This is a genomic window from Pseudomonas parakoreensis (assembly GCF_021602155.1).
GTDB lineage: Bacteria > Pseudomonadota > Gammaproteobacteria > Pseudomonadales > Pseudomonadaceae > Aquipseudomonas > Aquipseudomonas parakoreensis.
Genome location: NZ_BQHY01000002.1, coordinates 73,245 through 93,086 on the forward strand (window position 1 = coordinate 73,245; position 19,842 = coordinate 93,086).

Below are 19,842 nucleotides of genomic sequence, written 5' to 3' on the forward strand. Positions count from 1 at the left end.
ATCCCTGTAGGAGCTGCCGAAGGCTGCGATCTTTTGATCTGGCTGTCAGTGCCTGCAAAACAATAAGAAAAGTGAGTGGTGAACATGGACGTACGCATCAAGCCGGCAGCGGTCGGCACCCTGTTGCTCGCAGTTTCCATCGCGCAAGCCCACGCGCAGTACCTTGAATCCGGCAAGCCCGGCGATCCGGCCAGTTGGCGCAGTGCCGAATTCCAGCGCGACTGGGGCCTGGCGCGGATGCAGGCCGATCAGGCTTACGCCGCCGGTATCACCGGCAAAGGCGTGAAGATCGGCGCCCTCGACTCCGGCTTCGATGCCGCCCACCCTGAGTTCGCCAGCGACCGCTATCACCCGGTAATGGCCTCTGGCAGTTACGTCGACGGCTCGCTGTTCAACGTCAATGGCACCCTCAACCCCAACAACGACTCCCATGGCACTCACGTGGTCGGCACCATGGGCGCCAGCCGTGACGGCACCGGCATGCACGGCGTGGCGTACAACGCGCAGATCTACGTCGGCAACACCAACAACAACGACAGTTTCCTGTTCGGCCCCAAACCCGATCCGCGCTATTTCAAAGCGGCCTACGACGCGTTGGCCGCCGCCGGCGTACGCGCGATCAACAACAGTTGGGGCAGTCAGCCGCCGGATGTCAGTTACCGCACCCTGGCCGATCTGCACGCCGCGTACGCCCAGCACTGGAATCAGGGCACTTGGCTCGACGCGGCGGCGGACGTCTCGCGCCGTGGCGTGATCAACGTGTTCAGTGCCGGCAACAGCGGCTACCCGAACGCCAGCGTGCGTTCGGCGTTGCCGTACTTTCAGCCGGATCTGGAAGGCCATTGGCTGGCGGTGTCCGGGCTGGACCAAAGCAATCAGCAGAAGTACAACCAGTGCGGCATCGCCAAATACTGGTGCATCACCACGCCGGGGGCGAAGATCGACAGCACCATCCCGGGCGGCGGTTATGCGATCAAGTCCGGCACTTCGATGGCCGCGCCGCACGCCACCGGCGCACTGGCGCTGGTGATGGAACGCTATCCGTACATGAACAACCAGCAGGCGCTGGAAGTGCTGCTGACCACCGCCACGCAACTCGACGGCGCGGTCACCGATGCGCCGACCGAACGGGTCGGCTGGGGCGTGGCCAACCTCGGTCGGGCGATGCGCGGACCGGGGCAACTGCTCGGCGCGTTTGATGCCAATCTGGCCGCCGGGCAAAGCGATGTGTGGAGCAACGACATCTCCGACAAGGCCCTGATTCAGCGGCAAAGCGAAGACCTCGCCGAACATCGCGCCTGGCAGCAAATCCTGCAGGACAAAGGCTGGCAAAACGGTTTCCCGGCCGGCGCGAGTCAGCAGGATCAGACTGACTACGCGGTCGGTATGGCGCGTGATGCCGCAGCGGCGACGCGGATCTATCAGGGCAGCCTGATCAAGTCCGGGGCAGGGCGCTTGCTGCTGACCGGTGACAACACCTTCCGTGGCCCGACCACGGTCAATGGCGGATTGCTCAGCGTCAACGGCTCGCTGGCCTCGGCGGTGACCGTCAACGACAGCGGCACCCTTGGCGGTTCGGGGCGCATCGGTGCGCTGATCGCCAACAGCGGCGGCCGCGTGGCGCCGGGTAACTCCATCGGCACGTTGAACGTGACCGGTGACGTGACCTTCGCCCCCGGTTCGACCTACGTGGTGGAGCTGTCGCCGACCAGCAGCGACCGCATCGTTGCCGGCGGCAGTGCGCGCATCGGCGGCGCCACCGTCAGCCTGTCGCTGGAAAACAGCCCGACCCTGCTCAGCACCACTGAAACCCGCAGCCTGCTTGGGCATTCGTACGACATTCTGCAAGCGGCCGGTGGCATTCAGGGCCAGTTCGGCGCGGTGCTGCCGGATTACCTGTTCATCGGCGGCAACCTCGACTACGCGGCCAACGCCATTCAGCTCGACATCCAGCGCAATGCGACCTCGTTCGCCAGCGTCGGGCAGACCCCGAATCAGCGTGCGGTGGCGACTGCAGTCGAAGGTTTGGGCGCCGGCAACTCGGTGTACGAAAGCTTGCTGCTGTCAGCGTCTGCCGCTTCGGCGCAACAGGCGTTCCAGCAACTCAGCGGGGAAATCTACCCGGCACTGGGCTCGATGCTGATCAATGACAGCCGCCAGTTGCGCGACGCGGTCGGTGAACGTCTGCACGATGCCAACGCCACGCCAGGCAATGGCTGGATCAAGGCCCTTGGCGCCTGGGGTTCGACCGACGCCGGTAACGACACCTCGCGCTACAGCACCTCGATTGGCGGTTTGCTCGCCGGTGTCGACGGCGCGCTGGATGAGCAGACGCGCATCGGTCTGGTCACCGGTTACAGCGACAGCTCGCTGAACATGGGCTCGGACACGCACTCGTCGGCCAAGGTCGACAGCTATCACCTCGGCGCTTACGCCGGTCATGACATCGGCGCCTGGCGCCTGAGCACCGGCGCGGCCTACAGCTGGCATCGCGCCGATGTGAAGCGCGATCTGCAATACGGCGACGTCAGCGCCAAACAGAAAGCCAAGGTCGATGCGGCCACCACGCAGGTCTTCGGTGAAGCGGCTTATCGCCTGAACTTGCAACCGGTCGCGCTTGAGCCGTTCGCCAACCTCGCTTACGTGCATCTGGATACCCAAGGCTTTACCGAAAAGGGCGACGCCGCGGCACTGAAAAGCTCGGGCGATCAGCGCGACGCAGTGCTCAGCACCCTCGGTGTGCGTGCGGTCAAGCGCTTCAATCTGTCGACTCAACAGGCGCTGGACGTCAGTGGTCGTCTCGGCTGGCAACACAGCTTGAGTGACATCGACGCCGAACAGCATCTGCGTTTCGCCAGCGGCAGCACGCCGTATTCGGTTGAAAGTTCGGCGCTGGTGCGTGATGCGGCGCTGGTGGGCGTGCAAGCCAGTCTGGCGTTGAGCAAGGACGTACGGGTCAACCTCGATTACAACGGACAACTGGCCAACCGCGAGAAGAGCCATGGCGTGGGGTTGAGCCTGAACTGGCAGTTCTGACGGAGGGCGTACGCCTATCCCTGTAGGAGCTGCCGAAGGCTGCGATCTTTTGACTTTGATTTCTTAACAACAAGATCAAAAGATCGCAGCCTGCGGCAGCTCCTACAGGGGGATGTGAGCACACACCTGTGGTGAGGGGATTCATCCCCGATGGGACGCGAAGCGGCCCCGATAGTCGTCCGGGTGTGCGACTGCTGCGCAGTCGATCGGGGATAAATCCCCTCGCCACAAGCGTTATTTCCCGGGCCCGGGTGTGGGCCTGGTAGACGGATTTTTCGCAACAACACTAAGGAAGGTCGCTGGATGAATAACAACAATACCCCCGCGCAAACGGGCGGTCGCTTCGCCATGAAAACCCTCAATTGCGCCGTACTCTGTGCGTTGACCAGCTGGGGCACCGCGCACGCGGCGCCTTACGTGGAAACCGGCCGCAGCGGTGATCCCGCCAGTTGGCGCAGCGCCGAGTTCCAGGCAGATTGGGGCCTGGGCGCCATCGGGGCGGATTCCGCTTACGCTGCCGGCTACACCGGTAAAGGCGTGAAACTGGGAATCTTTGACCAGCCGGTGTACGCCGCGCACCCGGAGTTCTCCGGCCCCAACAAAGTCGTGACCCTGGTCACCAGCGGGATCCGCGAATACACCGACCCTTACATCCCGGTCAAAGCCGGGGACGCGTTCCGCTATGACGGCTCGCCCTCGGTCGGTTCCGACGGCAAGCTCGGCGCCCACGGTACTCACGTCGGTGGTATTGCCGCCGGCAGCCGTGACGGCGGGCCGATGCACGGCGTGGCGTTCGGTGCGCAGATCATCAGCGCCGACAACGGCGACCCGGGCCCGGAAGACGGCATTGTGCGTGGCAACGACGGCGCGGTGTACAAGGCCGGATGGGATGCGCTGATCGCCAGCGGCGCGCGGATCATCAACAACAGTTGGGGCATCGGCATCACTGACCGTTTCGACCTTGGCGGTCGCGACCCGGCGTATCCGCACTTCACCGTCAACGACGCGCAAGTGCAGTTCAACGAAATCCGCACATTGCTCGGCACCAAGCCGGGCGGCGCCTACGACGGCGCGATTGCCGCCGCCCGTAGCGGTATCGTGACGATTTTTGCCGCCGGCAACGATTACAACCTGAACAACCCGGACGCCATCGCCGGCCTCGGTTACTTCGTGCCGGACATCGCGCCGAACTGGATCACCGTCGCCGCGTTGCAGAAGAACCCGGATCTGGCCAGCGCCAACCCGTACATCATGAGTACGTTCTCTTCGCGTTGCGGTTACACCGCGAGCTTCTGCGTTTCGGCACCGGGCACGAAGATCTTCAGCTCGATCATCGAAGGCACCAATGCCGACAACCTGACCACCGGCTACAAAAACTACAACGGTACCTCGATGGCGGCGCCGCACGTGGCCGGCTCGATGGCGGTGTTGATGGAGCGCTTCCCGTACATGACGGGTGACCAGGTCGCCACGGTGCTGCGTACCACCGCCACCGACCTTGGCGCACCGGGCATCGACGCCTTGTACGGCTGGGGCATGATCAACCTGCGCAAGGGCATCGACGGCCCGGCGATGTTCGTCACCGAGCAGGACATTCCGGAAGAATTCCGCATCCAGGGTGCCTACGGTTCCGGGCAGTTTGTTGCGGACCTGCCGGGCATTGGCGCGATCATCGACAAGGGCAAACCGACCGAGCGCGTCTGCACCGACATCACCTGCGGGCTCGACACCTGGCGCAACGACATTTCCGGTCACGGCGGCCTGACCAAGCAGGGCATCGGCACGCTGGTGTTGACCGGCAACAACAGCTACAGCGGCCCGACCCTGGTCAATCAGGGGCGTCTGGCGATCAATGGCTCGCTGGCTTCGGCGGTCACGGTCAACGACAGCGGCATCCTCGGCGGTAACGGCCGCATCGGCGCCCTGACTGCGAAAAGTGGCGGTACCGTGGCGCCGGGCAACTCGATCGGCACGCTGAATGTCGCCGGTGACGTGACCTTCGAGCGCGGTTCGACCTACGCGGTGGAAGTGTCGCCAACCAGCAGCGACAAGATCGTCGCCGGTGGCAAAGCGCTGATCGATGGCGCCACGGTCAGTCTGTCGCTGGAAAACAGCCCGACCTTGCTGACCACGACTGAAGTGAAGAGTCTGCTCGGCACTCAGTTCAACATCTTGCAAGCGGCCGGTGGCATTCAAGGCCAGTTCGGGCAAGTGCTGCCGAACTACGCGTTCCTCGGCGGTACCCTGGCGTATTCGGCGAACGGCGTGCAACTCGACGTCGGGCGCAACGGCGCGTCGTTCGCCAGTGTCGGCCTGACGCCGAACCAGCGTGCGGTCGGTGCGGCTGCCGAGGGGCTGGGCGCGGGCAATGCGTTGTTCGAAACCTTGCTGCTGTCGCCAAATTCGGCGTCGGCGCAACAGGCGTTCCAACAACTCTCCGGCGAGATTCATCCGGCCATTGGCACGATGCTGATCAACGACAGTCGCTACCTGCGTGAAGCGGTGGGCGAGCGTCTGCGTGAGCGTGATCTGTTCAATGCCAACGCACCGACTGATGACCGCAGCAACGCCTGGGTCAAGGTGCTCGGTTCGTGGGGCAAGAGCGATGGCGGACATGACAATGCCGACGCCAACAGCTCCATCGGCGGGCTGCTGGCCGGTGTCGACGGCTTGATTGCTGAAGATACTCGTCTGGGTTTCGTTACCGGTTATAGCGACAGTTCGTTGAACATGGGCAGCGGCACGCATTCGTCGGCCTCGGTCGACAGCTATCACTTGGGTGCGTACCTGGGGCATCAGATCGATGCGCTGCGTCTGACCGCCGGTGCGGCGTATAGCTGGCACCGCGTGGACGTGAAGCGTGATCTGCAGTTCGCCGGCGTCAATGGCAAAGAGAAAACCAAGCACGATGCCGCGACCACTCAAGTGTTCACCGAAGCGGCCTACGATCTGCGTCTGCAACCGATGAATGTGGAGCCATTCGCCAATCTGTCGTACGTGCACTTGAACACCGAGAGCTTCACCGAAAAGGGTGATGCCGCGGCGCTCAAGGGCGGTGAAGACAACCGCGATGTGGTGCTGTCGACCCTTGGCGTACGCGCCAAGCGCAGCTTCGCCCTGTCGGACAAGCATCAGCTGGAACTGGGCGCGACCCTCGGCTGGCAACACAACCTGAGCAGTGTCGATGCTGACAGCCACCTGGCCTTCGCCAATGGCAACAGCGCGTTCACTGTACAGAGTGTGTCGATGGATCGTGATGCGGCCGTGGTCGGCGTCCGTGCCGGGCTGGCGCTCAATCGCGATGTCCGGGTCAACCTGGACTACAACGGACTGATCGGTAACAACGAGAAAGACCACGGTGTGGGTCTGACCCTCGACTGGCAGTTCTAAAGGAGTGCCGGCAGCCCTCCAGGGGCTGCCGGTCATGAAGGAAGAGAGAGCACAACATGGGATTGTTCGATTACAAAAATGCCGATGGCAAAGCGTTGTACAGCGATGCCATCGCCCTGACGCTGTATGCCTACACGCCCACCGGCCAGCCTTTGCCGGCGACCGCCTGGAAACCGCTCAACGCCACGGCGCTGGGGTATCAGGGCAAGGTCGGCGCGCAGGGCACGTTCTTCGGCGAGAAGGACGGCTTCACCAGCGCCGAGGCCGAAGTGCTCGGCAAGTACGACGCCGGCGGCAAATTGATCGGCATCGGCGTGGCCTTTCGCGGCACCGGCGGGCTGGGTTACAGCGACACTTTCGGCGACATGAAGAACAATCTGCTGGCCGCCATCGGCCCATCGGATTACGCGAGTAACTACGCGAAAAACGCCTTCGACAACCTGCTCAAGGCGGTTGCCGCGTTCGCGCTTGCCAACGGCATTGCCGCCAAGGACGTGCTGTTCAGCGGTCACAGCCTCGGTGGCCTCGGGGTCAACAGCGTGGCCGAGTTGAGCGCCAGCAACTGGGGCGGGTTCTTCAAGGACGCCAACTACATCGCGTTCGCTTCGCCGACCCAGAGCAGCACCGGCAACAACGTGTTGAACATCGGTTACGAAAACGATCCGGTGTTCCGCGCACTGGACGGCACCACGTTCAGCAGCGGGTCGCTGGGCAAGCACGACGGGGCGCATGAGTCGACCACCGACAACATCGTCAACTTCAACGACTACTACGCCTCCACCGCGCAGAACCTGGTGCCGTTCAGCATCGTCAATCCGCTGAGCTGGTCGGCCCACGGCTCGTTGGGGTATGCCGATGGCTTGAACCGGGTCATCGACTCGAAGTTCTACAACCTGACGCACAAGGACTCGACCCTCATCGTCTCCAACCTGGAGGAATCGTCCCGGGGCAAGACTTGGGTCGAGGACTTGGGGCGCAGCGGCGAGCCGCACACCGGCAGCACCTTCATCATCGGCACCCAGAGCGGCGACTGGCTCAAGGGCGGAGCCGGTAACGACTTTCTCGAAGGCCTGGGCGGTGATGACCGGTTCCGCGATGACGGTGGCTTTAACATTCTGCTCGGTGGTCAGGGCCACAACACGTTCGAGCTGCAGAAACCGCTGCAGAACTTCAGCTTCGCCAACGACGGTGACGGCACGCTGTATGTGCGCGACGCCTACGGCGGCATCAGCATGACCCGCGACATCGGTGCGCTGGTGAGCAAGGAGTCGGGGTCGTGGTGGGGCAGCAAGGACATCACCTGGGGCGTTACGGCCAAGGGTTTGACCAATGGCAGCGAACTGACCCAGTACACCCATTCCCTCAACGGCGATGCGTACGGCAATGCGCTGCACGCCAGCGCCGAGGGTGACTGGCTGTTCGGTCTGGGGGGAGATGACAAGCTGATCAGCGACAAGGGCCACGTGACCTTCGTCGGCGGCGCCGGCAATGACGTGATGACGGCGGTGGGCGGCAACAACACTTTCCTGTTCAGCGGCGCCTTCGGTTTCGACGCGATCAATGGCTACCAGGGCAGCGACAAACTGGTGTTCATGGGCGTCGAAGGCGCGGGGCAGGGCTACGACTACAAGCAGCATGTTGCCCAGTCCGGTGCTGATACCGTGCTGAAGATTGGCGAGTATGCCGTGACCCTGGTCGGGGTGGGAGTGGCTAACCTGTCGGACTCGGCGTTCGTCTTCGCCTAGCTCTAATGTGGGAGCGAGCTTGCTCGCGAAAGCGGTGTGCCAGCCAAGCAAATGGCAGCTGACACTCCCTCTTCGCGAGCAAGCTCGCTCCCACAGATTTGATGTGTAAGTAGTGAAAATGCTCCGGGGCGTGCCCGCGAGGGGCGCCCTGGCTGTGAGCTATCTCTGACAATTCCAACAAAAGAGAGGCAATAGCAATGGGTGTGTATGACTACAAGAACTTCGGTACAGCCGATTCCAAGGCGCTGTTCAGCGATGCCATGGCGATCACGCTGTATTCCTATCACAACCTCGATAACGGCTTTGCCGCCGGTTATCAGCACAACGGTTTCGGCCTCGGTCTGCCCGCCACGTTGGTGACCGCGCTGCTCGGTGGCACCGATTCGCAAGGGGTGATCCCCGGCATTCCGTGGAACCCCGACTCGGAAAAACTCGCCCTCGACGCGGTGAAAAAGGCTGGCTGGACACCGATCACCGCCTCGCAACTGGGCTACGACGGCAAGACCGACGCGCGCGGAACCTTCTTCGGCGAGAAGGCCGGTTACACCACCGCTCAGGTGGAAATTCTGGGCAAGTACGACGCTCAGGGCCATCTCACCGAAATCGGCATCGCTTTTCGCGGCACCAGCGGCCCGCGGGAAAACCTGATTCTCGACTCGATCGGCGACGTGATCAACGATCTGCTGGCAGCTTTCGGCCCCAAGGATTACGCCAAGAATTACGTCGGTGAAGCGTTCGGCAATCTACTGAATGACGTGGTGGCGTTCGCCAAGGCCAATGGCCTCAGCGGCAAGGACGTGCTGGTCAGCGGCCACAGCCTCGGCGGGCTGGCGGTCAACAGCATGGCTGACCTGAGTGGCGGCAAGTGGGGCGGATTCTTCGCCGATTCCAACTACATTGCCTACGCCTCGCCGACCCAGAGCAGCACCGACAAGGTGCTCAACGTCGGTTACGAAAACGACCCGGTGTTCCGCGCCCTCGACGGCTCGACCTTCACCGGCGCCTCGGTCGGCGTGCACGACGCGCCCAAGGAATCGGCCACCGACAACATCGTCAGCTTCAACGATCACTACGCCTCGACCGCGTGGAATCTGCTGCCGTTCTCCATTCTCAACATCCCGACCTGGATCTCGCACCTGCCGACTGCGTACGGCGACGGCATGAACCGGATCATCGAGTCGAAGTTCTACGACCTGACCAGCAAGGACTCGACGATCATCGTCGCCAACCTGTCGGACCCGGCGCGGGCCAACACCTGGGTACAGGATCTGAACCGCAACGCCGAAACCCACAAGGGCAGCACGTTCATCATCGGCAGCGACAGCAACGACCTGATCCAGGGCGGCAGCGGCAATGACTACCTCGAAGGGCGCGCCGGCAACGACACGTTCCGTGATGCTGGCGGCTACAACGTGATTCTCGGTGGCGCCGGCAACAACACCCTCGAGTTGCAGAAATCGGTGAACACCTTCGACTTCGCCAACGACGGTGCCGGCAACCTGTACATCCGCGACGCCAACGGCGGGATCAGCATCACCCGCGACATCGGCAGCATCGTCACCAAGGAGCCGGGCTTCCTCTGGGGGCTGTTCAAGGATGACGTGACCCACAGCGTCACGGCCAGCGGTTTGAAGGTCGGCAGCAACGTCACCCAGTACGAATCCAGTGTCACCGGCACCAGCGGTGCCGACACGCTCAAGGCGCATGCCGGCGGCGACTGGCTGTTCGGTCTGGACGGCAATGACCACTTGATTGGTGGCGCGGGTAACGACGTGTTTGTCGGTGGCGCCGGCAATGACCTGATGGAGTCCGGAGGCGGGGCGGATACGTTCCTGTTCAACGGCGCGTTCGGTCAGGATCGGGTGGTGGGTTTTACGGCCAACGACAAACTAGTGTTCCTTGGCGTGCAGGGTGTGTTGCCCAATGATGACTTCCGCGCCCATGCCTCGACGGTGGGACAGGACACGGTGCTGAAGTTTGGTGGTGATTCGGTGACGCTGGTCGGGGTGGCGCTGAATAGCCTCAGTGCCGATGGAATTGTGATCGCCTGAGGTTGAAGCGGCGTCCTTAAGGCCGCCATCGCGGGCAAGCCCGCTCCCACAGGGTTTTGTGGCGTACACAAGCTTTGTGAACGGCCTATAACCTGTGGGAGCGGGCTTGCCCGCGATTGAAGGATTACTCGGTATCAAAAGTGACTCGATAGCCACACCCTGACTCAAAAGCTGTGCAAACAGCAAAAGCGGCCTAAAGCCAGCACGTGCCCACACGTTCTATAGCCAGCCGCCATTGAGTACAGGAGATGCACACGTGAGAAGGGTCAAGGGGTATGTCGGATTTGTCGGACTGGCGCTGTTATCGGCCAATGCCTGGGCCGATCTGCCGCCAACCTCGATTCTGAGCCGTTACGGCATCAGCAGCGATCAACTGCCGAAACCGGCGAAGACGGAAGCCATCGAACCGGTCGAAGAGAAAAGCCTGTTTCAGATCCAGCCCGAACAGCCGTTCGTGACGTTTCGGCGGGGTGACGACAAACAGGCGCAAGCCACCGGCAACCTGAGCATCGACCGCATGACCCAGCAGGATCTGGAGCGCTGCCGACGTCTGCAAGCCGAGCTGGCGCGGCGCGGTGAGCAGTATTTCAGCTGTGATCACAGCATTGTGGGCCTGCCTGCTTTCGAATAACCCACACAGATCACGCTCTCCCTGTAGGAGCTGCCGCAGGCTGCGATCTTTTGATCTTGTTTTTAAGATCAAAGTCAAAAGATCGCAGCCTTCGGCAGCTCCTACAGGTAAAGCGGGGTGTCAGTCTTCCTTGCGTACGGTCGCGACTTCGTCGGAACGGACTTTCACCTTGGTCCCGGAAATGTCCTCGAACTCATAGAACCCGTCCTTGTTCTTGGTTTTCGGCATGTCCTTGGTCAAATACTGGGTGCCGTTCTGCAAGGTCACCACGGTCGGTGTCGAGCAGCCGGCCAATGCCAGAAAGGCTGCTACCGCCAGGGGAAGACCCAGAGTCTTGATGTTCATACCCACCTCAAATACCTCATTCCATATGAATTGACCGTATCCGGTCTCTAACGCGGTTGGTGCCATCGAACCGGGAAAAGTTCGACAGCACCCTGAAAAAATCCTGATTGCCGCTGCCATTGATCTTTTTCCGTTTGCACGCGACCGGCCATAGCTGGTATCTGTACGCATAACCAGTACTCGCTCGCCATGGCCCTGAATTCCCGTGACTGCCAACCCACTCGACGATCCGTTCTATTACCTCAACAACTTCCGGCAAGTGCTTGATTGGCTTGGGCTTCGCTATGCCGATGTGATGAGCGAATCCGAGCATGGCTTCATTCGCGACTTCAAGATCTTGCCGCGCGCTTCGCAGGGGCTGCTGGTGCGCATGGTCATGCGCAAGGGCGTGCATTTCCGCCTCGGCAAACTCAACTACCCGGAAATCGGCGACATCAGCGACGCCGCGCAACCATTGTTGAGTCACGGCTGGCTCGACGATCAGGCTCTGTTGAGCGTGGCCGAGGTGTTCGACGTGTTGCTCAAGGCTGAACTGCTGCAGGCGTTCGGCCAGTTCATCGAACAGCCCAAGGGTCGCAAGGACGACTGGCTGCCGGTGCTGGCCGGGCAATTCAGCCAATCACGCAGCCTTTGCGAATGGGCGCCGACGCTCGGCGACCGCTTGCTCAGCCTGACCATCATGGACCTGTGCGACCGTCTGCGTCTGATGTTCTTCGGCAACCTGTACCAGGACTGGTCGGAATTCGTCCTTGCCGACCTCGGCATCTTTACTTACGAAAAAGTCGAATTCTGCGCCGACTCCCGTGGCCTGCGCAGCCGCGAAGACGTGGACGCCTGCCTGTTCCTGCATCAGTGCCAGCAACGCTTCGAGGCCGGTGAGCCGTTGGAGATCATCGTCGAACAGGTCAGCGCACTGCAATTCGACAACCCGTGGCTGCAACGGCGGCGCGGCAAGGTGTTGTTCCAGATCGGCCAGCATTGCGAACGCATCACTGAGTTCGCCCTGGCGCTGAGCATTTACCGCGATTGTGCCTATCCCGGCGCCCGTCAGCGAATGATCCGCGTGCTGGAGCGCTGCGGCGAATACGCACTGGCGCTGGAGCTCGCGACGCTTGCCGAACAGGCGCCGGAAAGCGCCGCCGAACAGCAGAGCCTGCAACGGATGTTGCCACGGCTGCGGCGCAAACTCGGCGGGCCACCGCTCAAGCGGGCAACGCCACGCCCGGTCGAGCGCCTTGATCTGCAACTGCCGCGCACTGATCCGGGATTGTCAGTGGAGTTCTACGTGCAGGCGCATCTGCACGAAGACAGCGGCCCGGTGCATTACGTCGAAAACAGTCTGATCAACTCGCTGTTCGGCTTGTTGTGCTGGCCGGCGATTTTCGCACCGTTGCCGGGGGCGTTCTTTCATCCGTTCCAGCGCGGGCCGGTGGATCTGCTCAATGAAGATTTTCAGCAACGCCGCGCCGAACTGTTCCAGGCCTGCCTCGACCAGCTCGACGACGGCCGTTACGCCGCAACCATTCGTGAGCGCTTCGTCGCCAAATGGGGCGTGCAGTCACCGTTCGTGTTCTGGGGCGCGTTGAATGAGCAACTGCTCGAGCAGGCACTGGCGTGTTTGCCGCCCCAGCACCTCAAACACTGGTTCAATCGCCTGCTGCTCGACATCAAGGCCAACCGCACAGGCATGCCCGACCTGATCCAGTTCTGGCCGCAGCACAAGACCTACCGGATGATCGAAGTCAAAGGCCCGGGTGACCGCCTGCAGGACAACCAGCTGCGCTGGCTGGAGTTCTGCCACCAACACCAGATGCCGGTCGCCGTGTGCTACGTGCAATGGGCGGAGCAGAGCGCTTGAGCTACAGCATTGCCGTCCGCGCGCTGTGCGAGTTCACCGCCAAGACCGGCGACCTCGACCTGCGTTTTACCCCTTCGCCGACAGCGCTCGAAGGCATGCTCGGGCACCGTACCGTGGCCTCGCGGCGCAGCGATAAATACCAAAGCGAGGTGGCGCTGGAAGGCGAGTTTCTACAATTGAAAGTCAGGGGCAGGGCGGACGGCTACGACCCGGCGCAGAACTGCCTGGAAGAAGTCAAAACCTATCGCGGCGACCTCAGCAAGCAACCGGCCAACCACCGCCAGTTGCATTGGGCGCAGGCGAAAATCTACGGCTGGCTGATGTGCCGCAAGCTGGAGCTTGCGCAGATCAATCTGGCGCTGGTGTATTTCGACATCGTCAGCGAAAAGGAAACCTGTCTGGTCGAGTCCTTCAGTGCGCCAGTCTTGCAGGACTTTTTCGAACAGCAATGCCGGTTGTTCCTGAACTGGGCCGAGCAGGAAATGGCCCATCGCGAGGCGCGCAATCTGGCCGCGCAGCAATTGGCCTTTCCCCATGCCGACTTTCGCCCCGGCCAACGGCATCTGGCCGAATCGGTGTTCAAGGCGGTCAGCACCGGCCGTTGTCTGATGGCCCAGGCGCCCACCGGGATCGGCAAGACCCTCGGCACGTTGTTCCCTCTGCTCAAGGCCCTGGCGCCGCAGCAACTGGACAAGGTGTTTTTTCTGACCGCGAAGACCCCGGGGCGCAAACTGGCGCTGGATGCCAGTCAGGTGTTGTTCGATCAATCGCAAAACCTGCCGCTGCGGGTGCTGGAGATGGTCGCCCGGGACAAGGCCTGCGAATACCCGGACAAAGCCTGTCACGGTGAATCCTGCCCGTTGGCCCAGGGCTTTTATGATCGACTGCCCGCCGCCCGGCAAGCGGCCAGCCGGATCAATCTGCTCGATCAGGCGGCGATGCGCGAAGTGGCCCGTCAGCACACGGTTTGCCCGTATTACCTGAGCCAGGAGATGGCGCGCTGGGCCGACGTGGTGGTAGCGGACTACAACTATTACTTCGATTTCAGTGCGCTGCTGTTCGGTCTGGCTCAGCTCAACCAGTGGAAAGTCGCGGTGCTGGCCGATGAAGCGCACAACCTGGTCGAACGCGGGCGCTCGATGTACAGCGCCAGTCTCGATCAGGCCGCGCTGGCCAGCGTACGCAAGTCCGCCCCCGAAGCCTTGAAGAAATCCCTGCAACGGGTCAACCGCGAGTGGAACGCGCTGCATCAGCCGCAACTGGCGCCGTATCAAGCCTACGACAAAGCCCCGGAGAAACTGCTGCAAGCCGTGTCCCTGTGCAGCGCGGCCATTGGCGATTACCTCAATGATCATCCGCAGGGGCTCGACAGTGCGCTGCAAACCTTCTATTTCGACCTGCTGCAGTTTGGCCGGGTGGCAGAGCTGTTCGACGAGCATTACCTGTTCGACATCAGCAAGCGCGACCTCGAGCGTAAACGACCGCTGTCGCAACTGTGCCTGCGCAACGTGGTGCCGGCGGCGTTCCTCGGCCCGCGCCTGAAAGCGGCGCGCAGCAGCGTGCTGTTCTCGGCGACACTGAGCCCGCGGCGCTATTACGCCGATCTGCTCGGCACGCCCGTCGACACGGTCTGGATCGATGTCGAATCGCCGTTCAGTGCCGAACAACTGCAGGTGCAGATCGTCAGTCGTATTTCCACGCGCTTCAATCATCGGCAGGCGTCGCTGGAACCTATCGTCGAGCTGATCGCTCGCCAGTTCAGTGAACGCCCGGGCAATTACCTGGCGTTCTTCAGCAGCTTCGATTACCTGCAACAGGTACTGACGCTGCTTGCCGATCGCCACCCGCAGATCAAGCTGTGGCAGCAGTCCCGGGGCATGGCCGAAGGGCAACGACAGGCCTTTCTCGATCAGTTCACCGCCGAGAGCCAGGGTATCGGCTTCGCCGTGTTGGGCGGTGCGTTCGGCGAGGGCATTGATCTGCCGGGGGCACGGCTGATCGGCGCGTTCATCGCGACCCTGGGACTGGCGCAGCTCAACCCGGTCAACGAACAGTTGAAACGGCGCATGGCGGCGATTTTCGGTGCCGGTTACGACTACACCTATCTGTATCCGGGCGTGCAGAAAGTGGTGCAGGCTGCCGGACGGGTGATCCGTACGCGTGAGGATCGCGGCGTGGTGATGCTGATCGATGACCGCTTCGCCGAACCCCGGATCCAGCAACTGCTGCCACGCTGGTGGTCGCTCGGCACAGACTCCTGCGCAACGAGTACTTTGATCACGTCATGAATTGACGCGCGTTTGCACCTTCCCATGGCGCCGGATTGCCGCATACTTGCGCTAATGAAAACCAGCGGTGAACCTGATGAGTGACAACCCGAGCAAAACTGCCGCGATCGAGGAGATGCGTTTCCGTCTGTTGATCGATGCGGTGGTCGATTATGCGATTTACATGATCGATCCGGACGGCATCATCACCAGCTGGAACACGGGCGCCAAACGCTTCAAGGGCTACGAGAAGCAAGAAATCATCGGCGAGCATTTCTCGCGCTTCTACACCGAGCAGGACCGTGCGGCAGGCTTGCCGCAACGGGCGCTGGACACCGCAATCCGCGAGGGGCGATTCGAAGGCGAAGGCTGGCGCGTTCGCAAGGACGGTACGCATTTCTGGTGCCATGTGGTGATCGACCCGATCATCGATCCGGACGGCACGCTGCTGGGCTTCGCCAAGATCACCCGCGACCTGACCGACCGCAAAATGGCCGAAGAAACCCTCAAGCAAAGCGAGCAGCAGTTCCGTCTGCTGGTGCAGGGCGTCACGGACTACGCGCTTTACATGCTCAGTCCGGACGGTCGGGTATCCAACTGGAATCAGGGCGCCCAGCGGATCAAGGGCTATCGACCGGAAGAAATCATCGGCGAGCATTTCTCGGTCTTCTACACCGCTGAGGACCGCGAGCGCGGCGAGCCGCAACGGGCGCTGGAAATCGCGGCGCGGGAAGGGCGTTTCGAAAACAACAGCTGGCGAGTGCGCAAGGACGGCAGCCGATTCTTCGCCCATGTGGTGGTGGATGCCATTCGTGGCGAGACCGGGACATTGCTCGGCTTCGCGAAAATTACCCGTGACGTGACCGAGGTCCATGAATCGCAGCAGGCGCTGGAGAAAACCCGCGAGGCATTGCTGCAGGCGCAGAAGATGCAGGCCATCGGTCAGCTCAGCGGCGGCATTGCCCACGACTTCAACAACCTGCTGACCGTGATCCTCGGCAACCTGGAGATTGTGCGCAAGCGTGTGGGTGACGACCCGAAAATCAATCGCCTGCTGGAAAATGCCGCACAAGGTGCGCTGCGCGGCGTCTCACTGACCCAACGCATGCTGGCCTTTGCCCGGCGTCAGGAACTCAAGACCGAACCGGTCGACATTGTGCACCTTGTGCAAGGCATTACCGGGCTGTTGCGCAGTTCGCTGGGGCCGGGGATCAGTATCGAAACCTCACTGCCCGCGGGACTGGAACCGGTACTGGCCGATGCCAATCAACTGGAACTGGCGGTGCTCAATCTGGCAACCAATGCCCGCGACGCCATGCCCGATGGCGGCAGCGTGGTGATCAGCGCCCGGGCGGAAGTCGTCCTTGAACCGAGCGATTCGACCCTGGCGGCGGGACGTTATGTGTGCCTGAGTCTGCGCGACACCGGCGAAGGCATGGACGAGCACACGCTGGCCTCGGCCCGGGATCCTTTTTTTACCACCAAAGGCCTGGGCAAAGGCACCGGGCTGGGGCTGTCGATGGTGCACGGATTCATTGAGCAGCTCGGTGGCCGTTTCATCCTCAAGAGCGAAAAGGGACAAGGCACGACAGCCGAACTCTGGTTACCGGTCGCGGCGGAAGGCGCACAGGCCCCACGGGTGCAGCCAGGCAGCAAAGCCATCACGGTGCCACGCCTGAGCGTGCTCGTCGTGGACGACGATTCGCTGGTGTTGACCAGCACCACGCTGTTGCTTGAAGACCTTGGCCATCGTGTGGTCAGCGCGACTTCCGGTGCCAGGGCGCTGGCGTTGTTCGAGCAGGGCGAAGTCATCGATCTGATGATCACCGACATGGCCATGCCGCAGATGAGCGGCGCGCAATTGGCGCACGCAGTGCGTCTGCTCAAACCGGATCTGCCGATTGTCCTCGCGACCGGTTACGCCGAACGTCTGGAGGGTTTTGCCGCGCAATTGCCGCGTCTGCCCAAGCCGTTCACCCAGCTGAACCTGATGGAAATCATTGCCCGGTCGATGAAGTGAATCCGCCTGAACTTGTCCGGGGCAGGGGCCTTCTAACAGGTTTCCCCGCCCCGGAGCGCGCGTCCCTTGCCTCGCATACTGACTCAGCCCAGCGCTGAAGAGCACCTGACCGAACACGATGCCAAGATGTTCGGCTCACCCAAGGAACGGCTGGATTTCTATCGCAAGGAAATCCAGTACGAAACCAGCATCCTGGCCAACCGCACCGATGCCTATCTGGCCGCGCAGTCGTTTCTGGTGATTGCGTTTGCTTCGTGCATGTCCAACCTCAACCCCGAGTGGGGCAAACTGTTCACGCTGGTGGTGCCGCCATTCCTGGCGCTGCTCGGGCTGCTCAGCTCGCTCAATGCGTGGCCGGGAATTCGTGCCGCGTACGACATCATTGACCACTGGCATTACAAACAGAGCGAGTTGTTGCGCAGCGAACCGATCATGGGCATGGCTTACGACGAGTCGCCACTGTTCAGCGAGATGGAGTCCAGCCATAAGGGCTATCGCAAATCGCTGTTGTTTTCGGTGCGCACGCCGTGGATTTTCGCCACGTTCTGGATCCTGCTGGGCGCTTATGCGGTGTTCATTCAGGTGACCAACCCCGGGGGTTGAGCGCTGCCCAAAGAAAAAGCCCGGACTTCGCAGCCGGGCTTTTTCTTGTGCGCTTTATTCGACGGTTTCAAGCTGCCGACGCAATGCCTGCGAGTGATGCGGGGACATCGGAATTGGCGGAAAGTCCTCGTTGAGGACACACAAGTGATCGATGGCTTCTGCGAACTTCGCATCGGCTTTGCGGCGCATTGCTCGATAGTGCTCAAACTGCTCAAGGTCCAGATTGTCCGCCTCCAGCAGCTCGTAAGCGGCGCGGTTGAGGGCGTGGGCATCTTCGAACAGTTGACGATTGCGTTCCAGGGCCAAAGCCCTGCAAGCCTTGATTTGTGCCGGATTCGAGCATTCTTTCATGACCGTGACCTTGTTATCCAAAGATTCCTCTTCATGGGCTGCAAGCCGCAGGGGAACCGAACCTGCCGGACCTCGCCGAGTGCATCCAGCGAGGGGTTATGGTTGTGACTGCCGGAATCTGGAGAGGGATCCATTTATTTTCAGAAAAAACTTCGATGAATTTCCCAAGATAATCCCACCGGAAAAATCAGTTTTTTCGTTTCTGCCGTTGCTCGTAGCGCGCCAGCAACGGCTGCGTGCTGATGCCATGCAGCAAAATGCTCAGTGCCACCACCGACAAGGTGATGTGGGTGCACAACGTCGCGACTGAAGGACTCAGACCATGGTTCAAGGCATAAAACAGATAAAACAGACTGCCGATTCCGCGAATGCCGAACCAGCCGATCAATAGCCGCTGACCACCGTCGAGCAAGTTACCCCATGGCATCAGCGCGACGCAGACCGGACGTACCACGAAAAACAGCACCGCGCCGATGACCAACGCCCGCCAGTCCCAATGCGGCACCAGTACCACGCCGAGCAGCGTTACCAGAAACACTTCCATGGCCCGTTCCACCAGGCTGCCGAACGAGAGCATGTCGCCCATCATGATACCGGCGGCGACCTGACTGCTTTCCAGTCGTTCGGTATCGCCGTGCACCGCGTTCTGCGGTTCGATGTTCTGATGGCCCACCACCGGTTGCACCAGATGTTCGGCCGGCGGTTGGCTCGCGCCGGTGGATTTGACTTCCTCCTGGCGCAAGCCGAGGCCGGCAGCGAACACCGACAGAAAACCATAACCGCCAATCGCCTCTGCGCCGACGTAAGCCAGAGCAATCAGCGACAGTGCCAGGTAATCATTCGGGCTCAGGGTGCTGTCGTCGTTACGGATGCGCAGCGACAGGGTCAACCGACCGATGCCGCGACCCATCCAGTAACCGCTCAGCAGTCCGACCGGCACCGCCCAAAGCAAATCATGCAGCAGCCAATCGGTGAGTGCGCCGGGTTGTGCGTCGGCCTGCAACAACAGCAAACCGAGCATCACGAACGGAAACGCGATGCCGTCATTGAGCCCGGCTTCGCCAGACAGGCCAAAGCGCACGCTGTCGACATCCCGTGCATCGTTGACCTGCACCAGCGCTGCCAGCACCGGATCGGTCGGCGCCAGCATCGCCCCGATCAGCAGCGACGGGCCCCACGACAGTTGCAGGCCCCAATGCAGCAATACGCTGACCCCGGCGATGGTCAGCACCATCACCGGGCCGGCCAGCCCGAACGCAATTCGCCAACGCTTGTCGCGCAGTGGCAGGCGCAGCTTGAGGCCGCAGACAAACAGCGAAAACAGCACCGCCACTTCCGTGAGGTGTTCCATCCACACCGAGGCGTTTTCCAGTGACAGTTTCAGCAGGTCCAGACCGCTGGGGCCGATGCCGATCCCCAACAACAGGCACACGGCCGAAGTGGTAACCGGCATCCAGCGCAGGTACGACGAGGTCAGCGCCAAGGTCAGCAACACGGCACCCAGTACCGCGACCCAGATGGCAAAGCTCATCTTTGCTCGTCCAA

Annotated in this window: 12 protein-coding genes; 9 read left to right on the forward strand and 3 right to left on the reverse strand. The window is 61.7% G+C overall.

What is annotated here, in order from left to right; genetic code table 11:
- Positions 1–84: 84 nt before the first annotated feature.
- The 5 genes from eprS to L6D63_RS02905 all read left to right on the forward strand — a co-directional run bounded on the left by eprS (position 85) and on the right by L6D63_RS02905 (position 10,853).
- The gene (gene eprS / locus L6D63_RS02885) at positions 85–3,036 is read left to right on the forward strand and encodes an autotransporter serine peptidase EprS (protein ID WP_131670479.1); all 2,952 of its coding nucleotides are present in this window, start codon (positions 85–87) and stop codon (positions 3,034–3,036) included.
- Between the two features lie 303 nt (positions 3,037–3,339).
- The gene (locus L6D63_RS02890; protein WP_131670478.1) at positions 3,340–6,426 is read left to right on the forward strand and encodes an autotransporter serine protease; all 3,087 of its coding nucleotides are present in this window, start codon (positions 3,340–3,342) and stop codon (positions 6,424–6,426) included.
- 56 nt (positions 6,427–6,482) lie between these two features.
- Entirely contained in the window at positions 6,483–8,171 is a 1,689-nt protein-coding gene (locus tag L6D63_RS02895; protein ID WP_131670477.1) for a polyurethane esterase, read from the forward strand.
- Between the two features lie 197 nt (positions 8,172–8,368).
- Positions 8,369–10,222 (forward strand): polyurethane esterase, encoded by a 1,854-nt coding sequence (locus L6D63_RS02900; protein ID WP_131670476.1) that lies wholly within the window; start codon positions 8,369–8,371, stop codon positions 10,220–10,222.
- 256 nt (positions 10,223–10,478) lie between these two features.
- On the forward strand, positions 10,479–10,853 hold the full coding sequence (locus L6D63_RS02905; protein ID WP_047294539.1) for a hypothetical protein: 375 nt from the start codon (positions 10,479–10,481) through the stop codon (positions 10,851–10,853).
- 120 nt (positions 10,854–10,973) lie between these two features.
- Here the strand turns inward: L6D63_RS02905 and L6D63_RS02910 are convergent, their stop codons facing one another.
- Positions 10,974–11,198 (reverse strand): YgdI/YgdR family lipoprotein, encoded by a 225-nt coding sequence (locus L6D63_RS02910; RefSeq protein WP_047294538.1) that lies wholly within the window; start codon positions 11,196–11,198, stop codon positions 10,974–10,976.
- A 205-nt stretch (positions 11,199–11,403) separates the two neighbouring features.
- Here L6D63_RS02910 and L6D63_RS02915 point away from each other — a divergent pair, with 205 nt between their 5' ends.
- The 4 genes from L6D63_RS02915 (at position 11,404) to L6D63_RS02930 (ending at position 17,946) form a co-directional block, all read left to right on the forward strand.
- On the forward strand, positions 11,404–13,056 hold the full coding sequence (locus tag L6D63_RS02915) for a VRR-NUC domain-containing protein (protein ID WP_131670475.1): 1,653 nt from the start codon (positions 11,404–11,406) through the stop codon (positions 13,054–13,056).
- Positions 13,053–15,344: an ATP-dependent DNA helicase gene (locus L6D63_RS02920; protein ID WP_131670473.1), complete on the forward strand. Its 2,292-nt coding sequence runs from the start codon at positions 13,053–13,055 to the stop codon at positions 15,342–15,344. The genes L6D63_RS02915 and L6D63_RS02920 overlap by 4 nt, the downstream gene beginning before the upstream one ends.
- A 76-nt stretch (positions 15,345–15,420) precedes the next feature.
- Positions 15,421–17,343 (forward strand): hybrid sensor histidine kinase/response regulator, encoded by a 1,923-nt coding sequence (locus L6D63_RS02925; protein WP_131670472.1) that lies wholly within the window; start codon positions 15,421–15,423, stop codon positions 17,341–17,343.
- A 66-nt stretch (positions 17,344–17,409) separates the two neighbouring features.
- A complete protein-coding gene (locus L6D63_RS02930) occupies positions 17,410–17,946 on the forward strand; it encodes a hypothetical protein (protein WP_041064140.1) in 537 nt (178 codons plus the stop codon).
- A 54-nt stretch (positions 17,947–18,000) separates the two neighbouring features.
- On the opposite strand, the gene L6D63_RS02935 is transcribed toward L6D63_RS02930, so the two are convergent.
- Together L6D63_RS02935 and L6D63_RS02940 are read right to left on the reverse strand one after the other, a co-directional pair.
- Entirely contained in the window at positions 18,001–18,297 is a 297-nt protein-coding gene (locus tag L6D63_RS02935; RefSeq protein ID WP_047294696.1) for a hypothetical protein, read from the reverse strand.
- Positions 18,298–18,484: 187 nt separating this feature from the next.
- Positions 18,485–19,828, reverse strand: a complete 1,344-nt coding sequence (locus L6D63_RS02940) for a cation:proton antiporter (RefSeq protein WP_131670471.1) — start codon at positions 19,826–19,828, stop codon at positions 18,485–18,487.
- Positions 19,829–19,842: the final 14 nt, after the last annotated feature.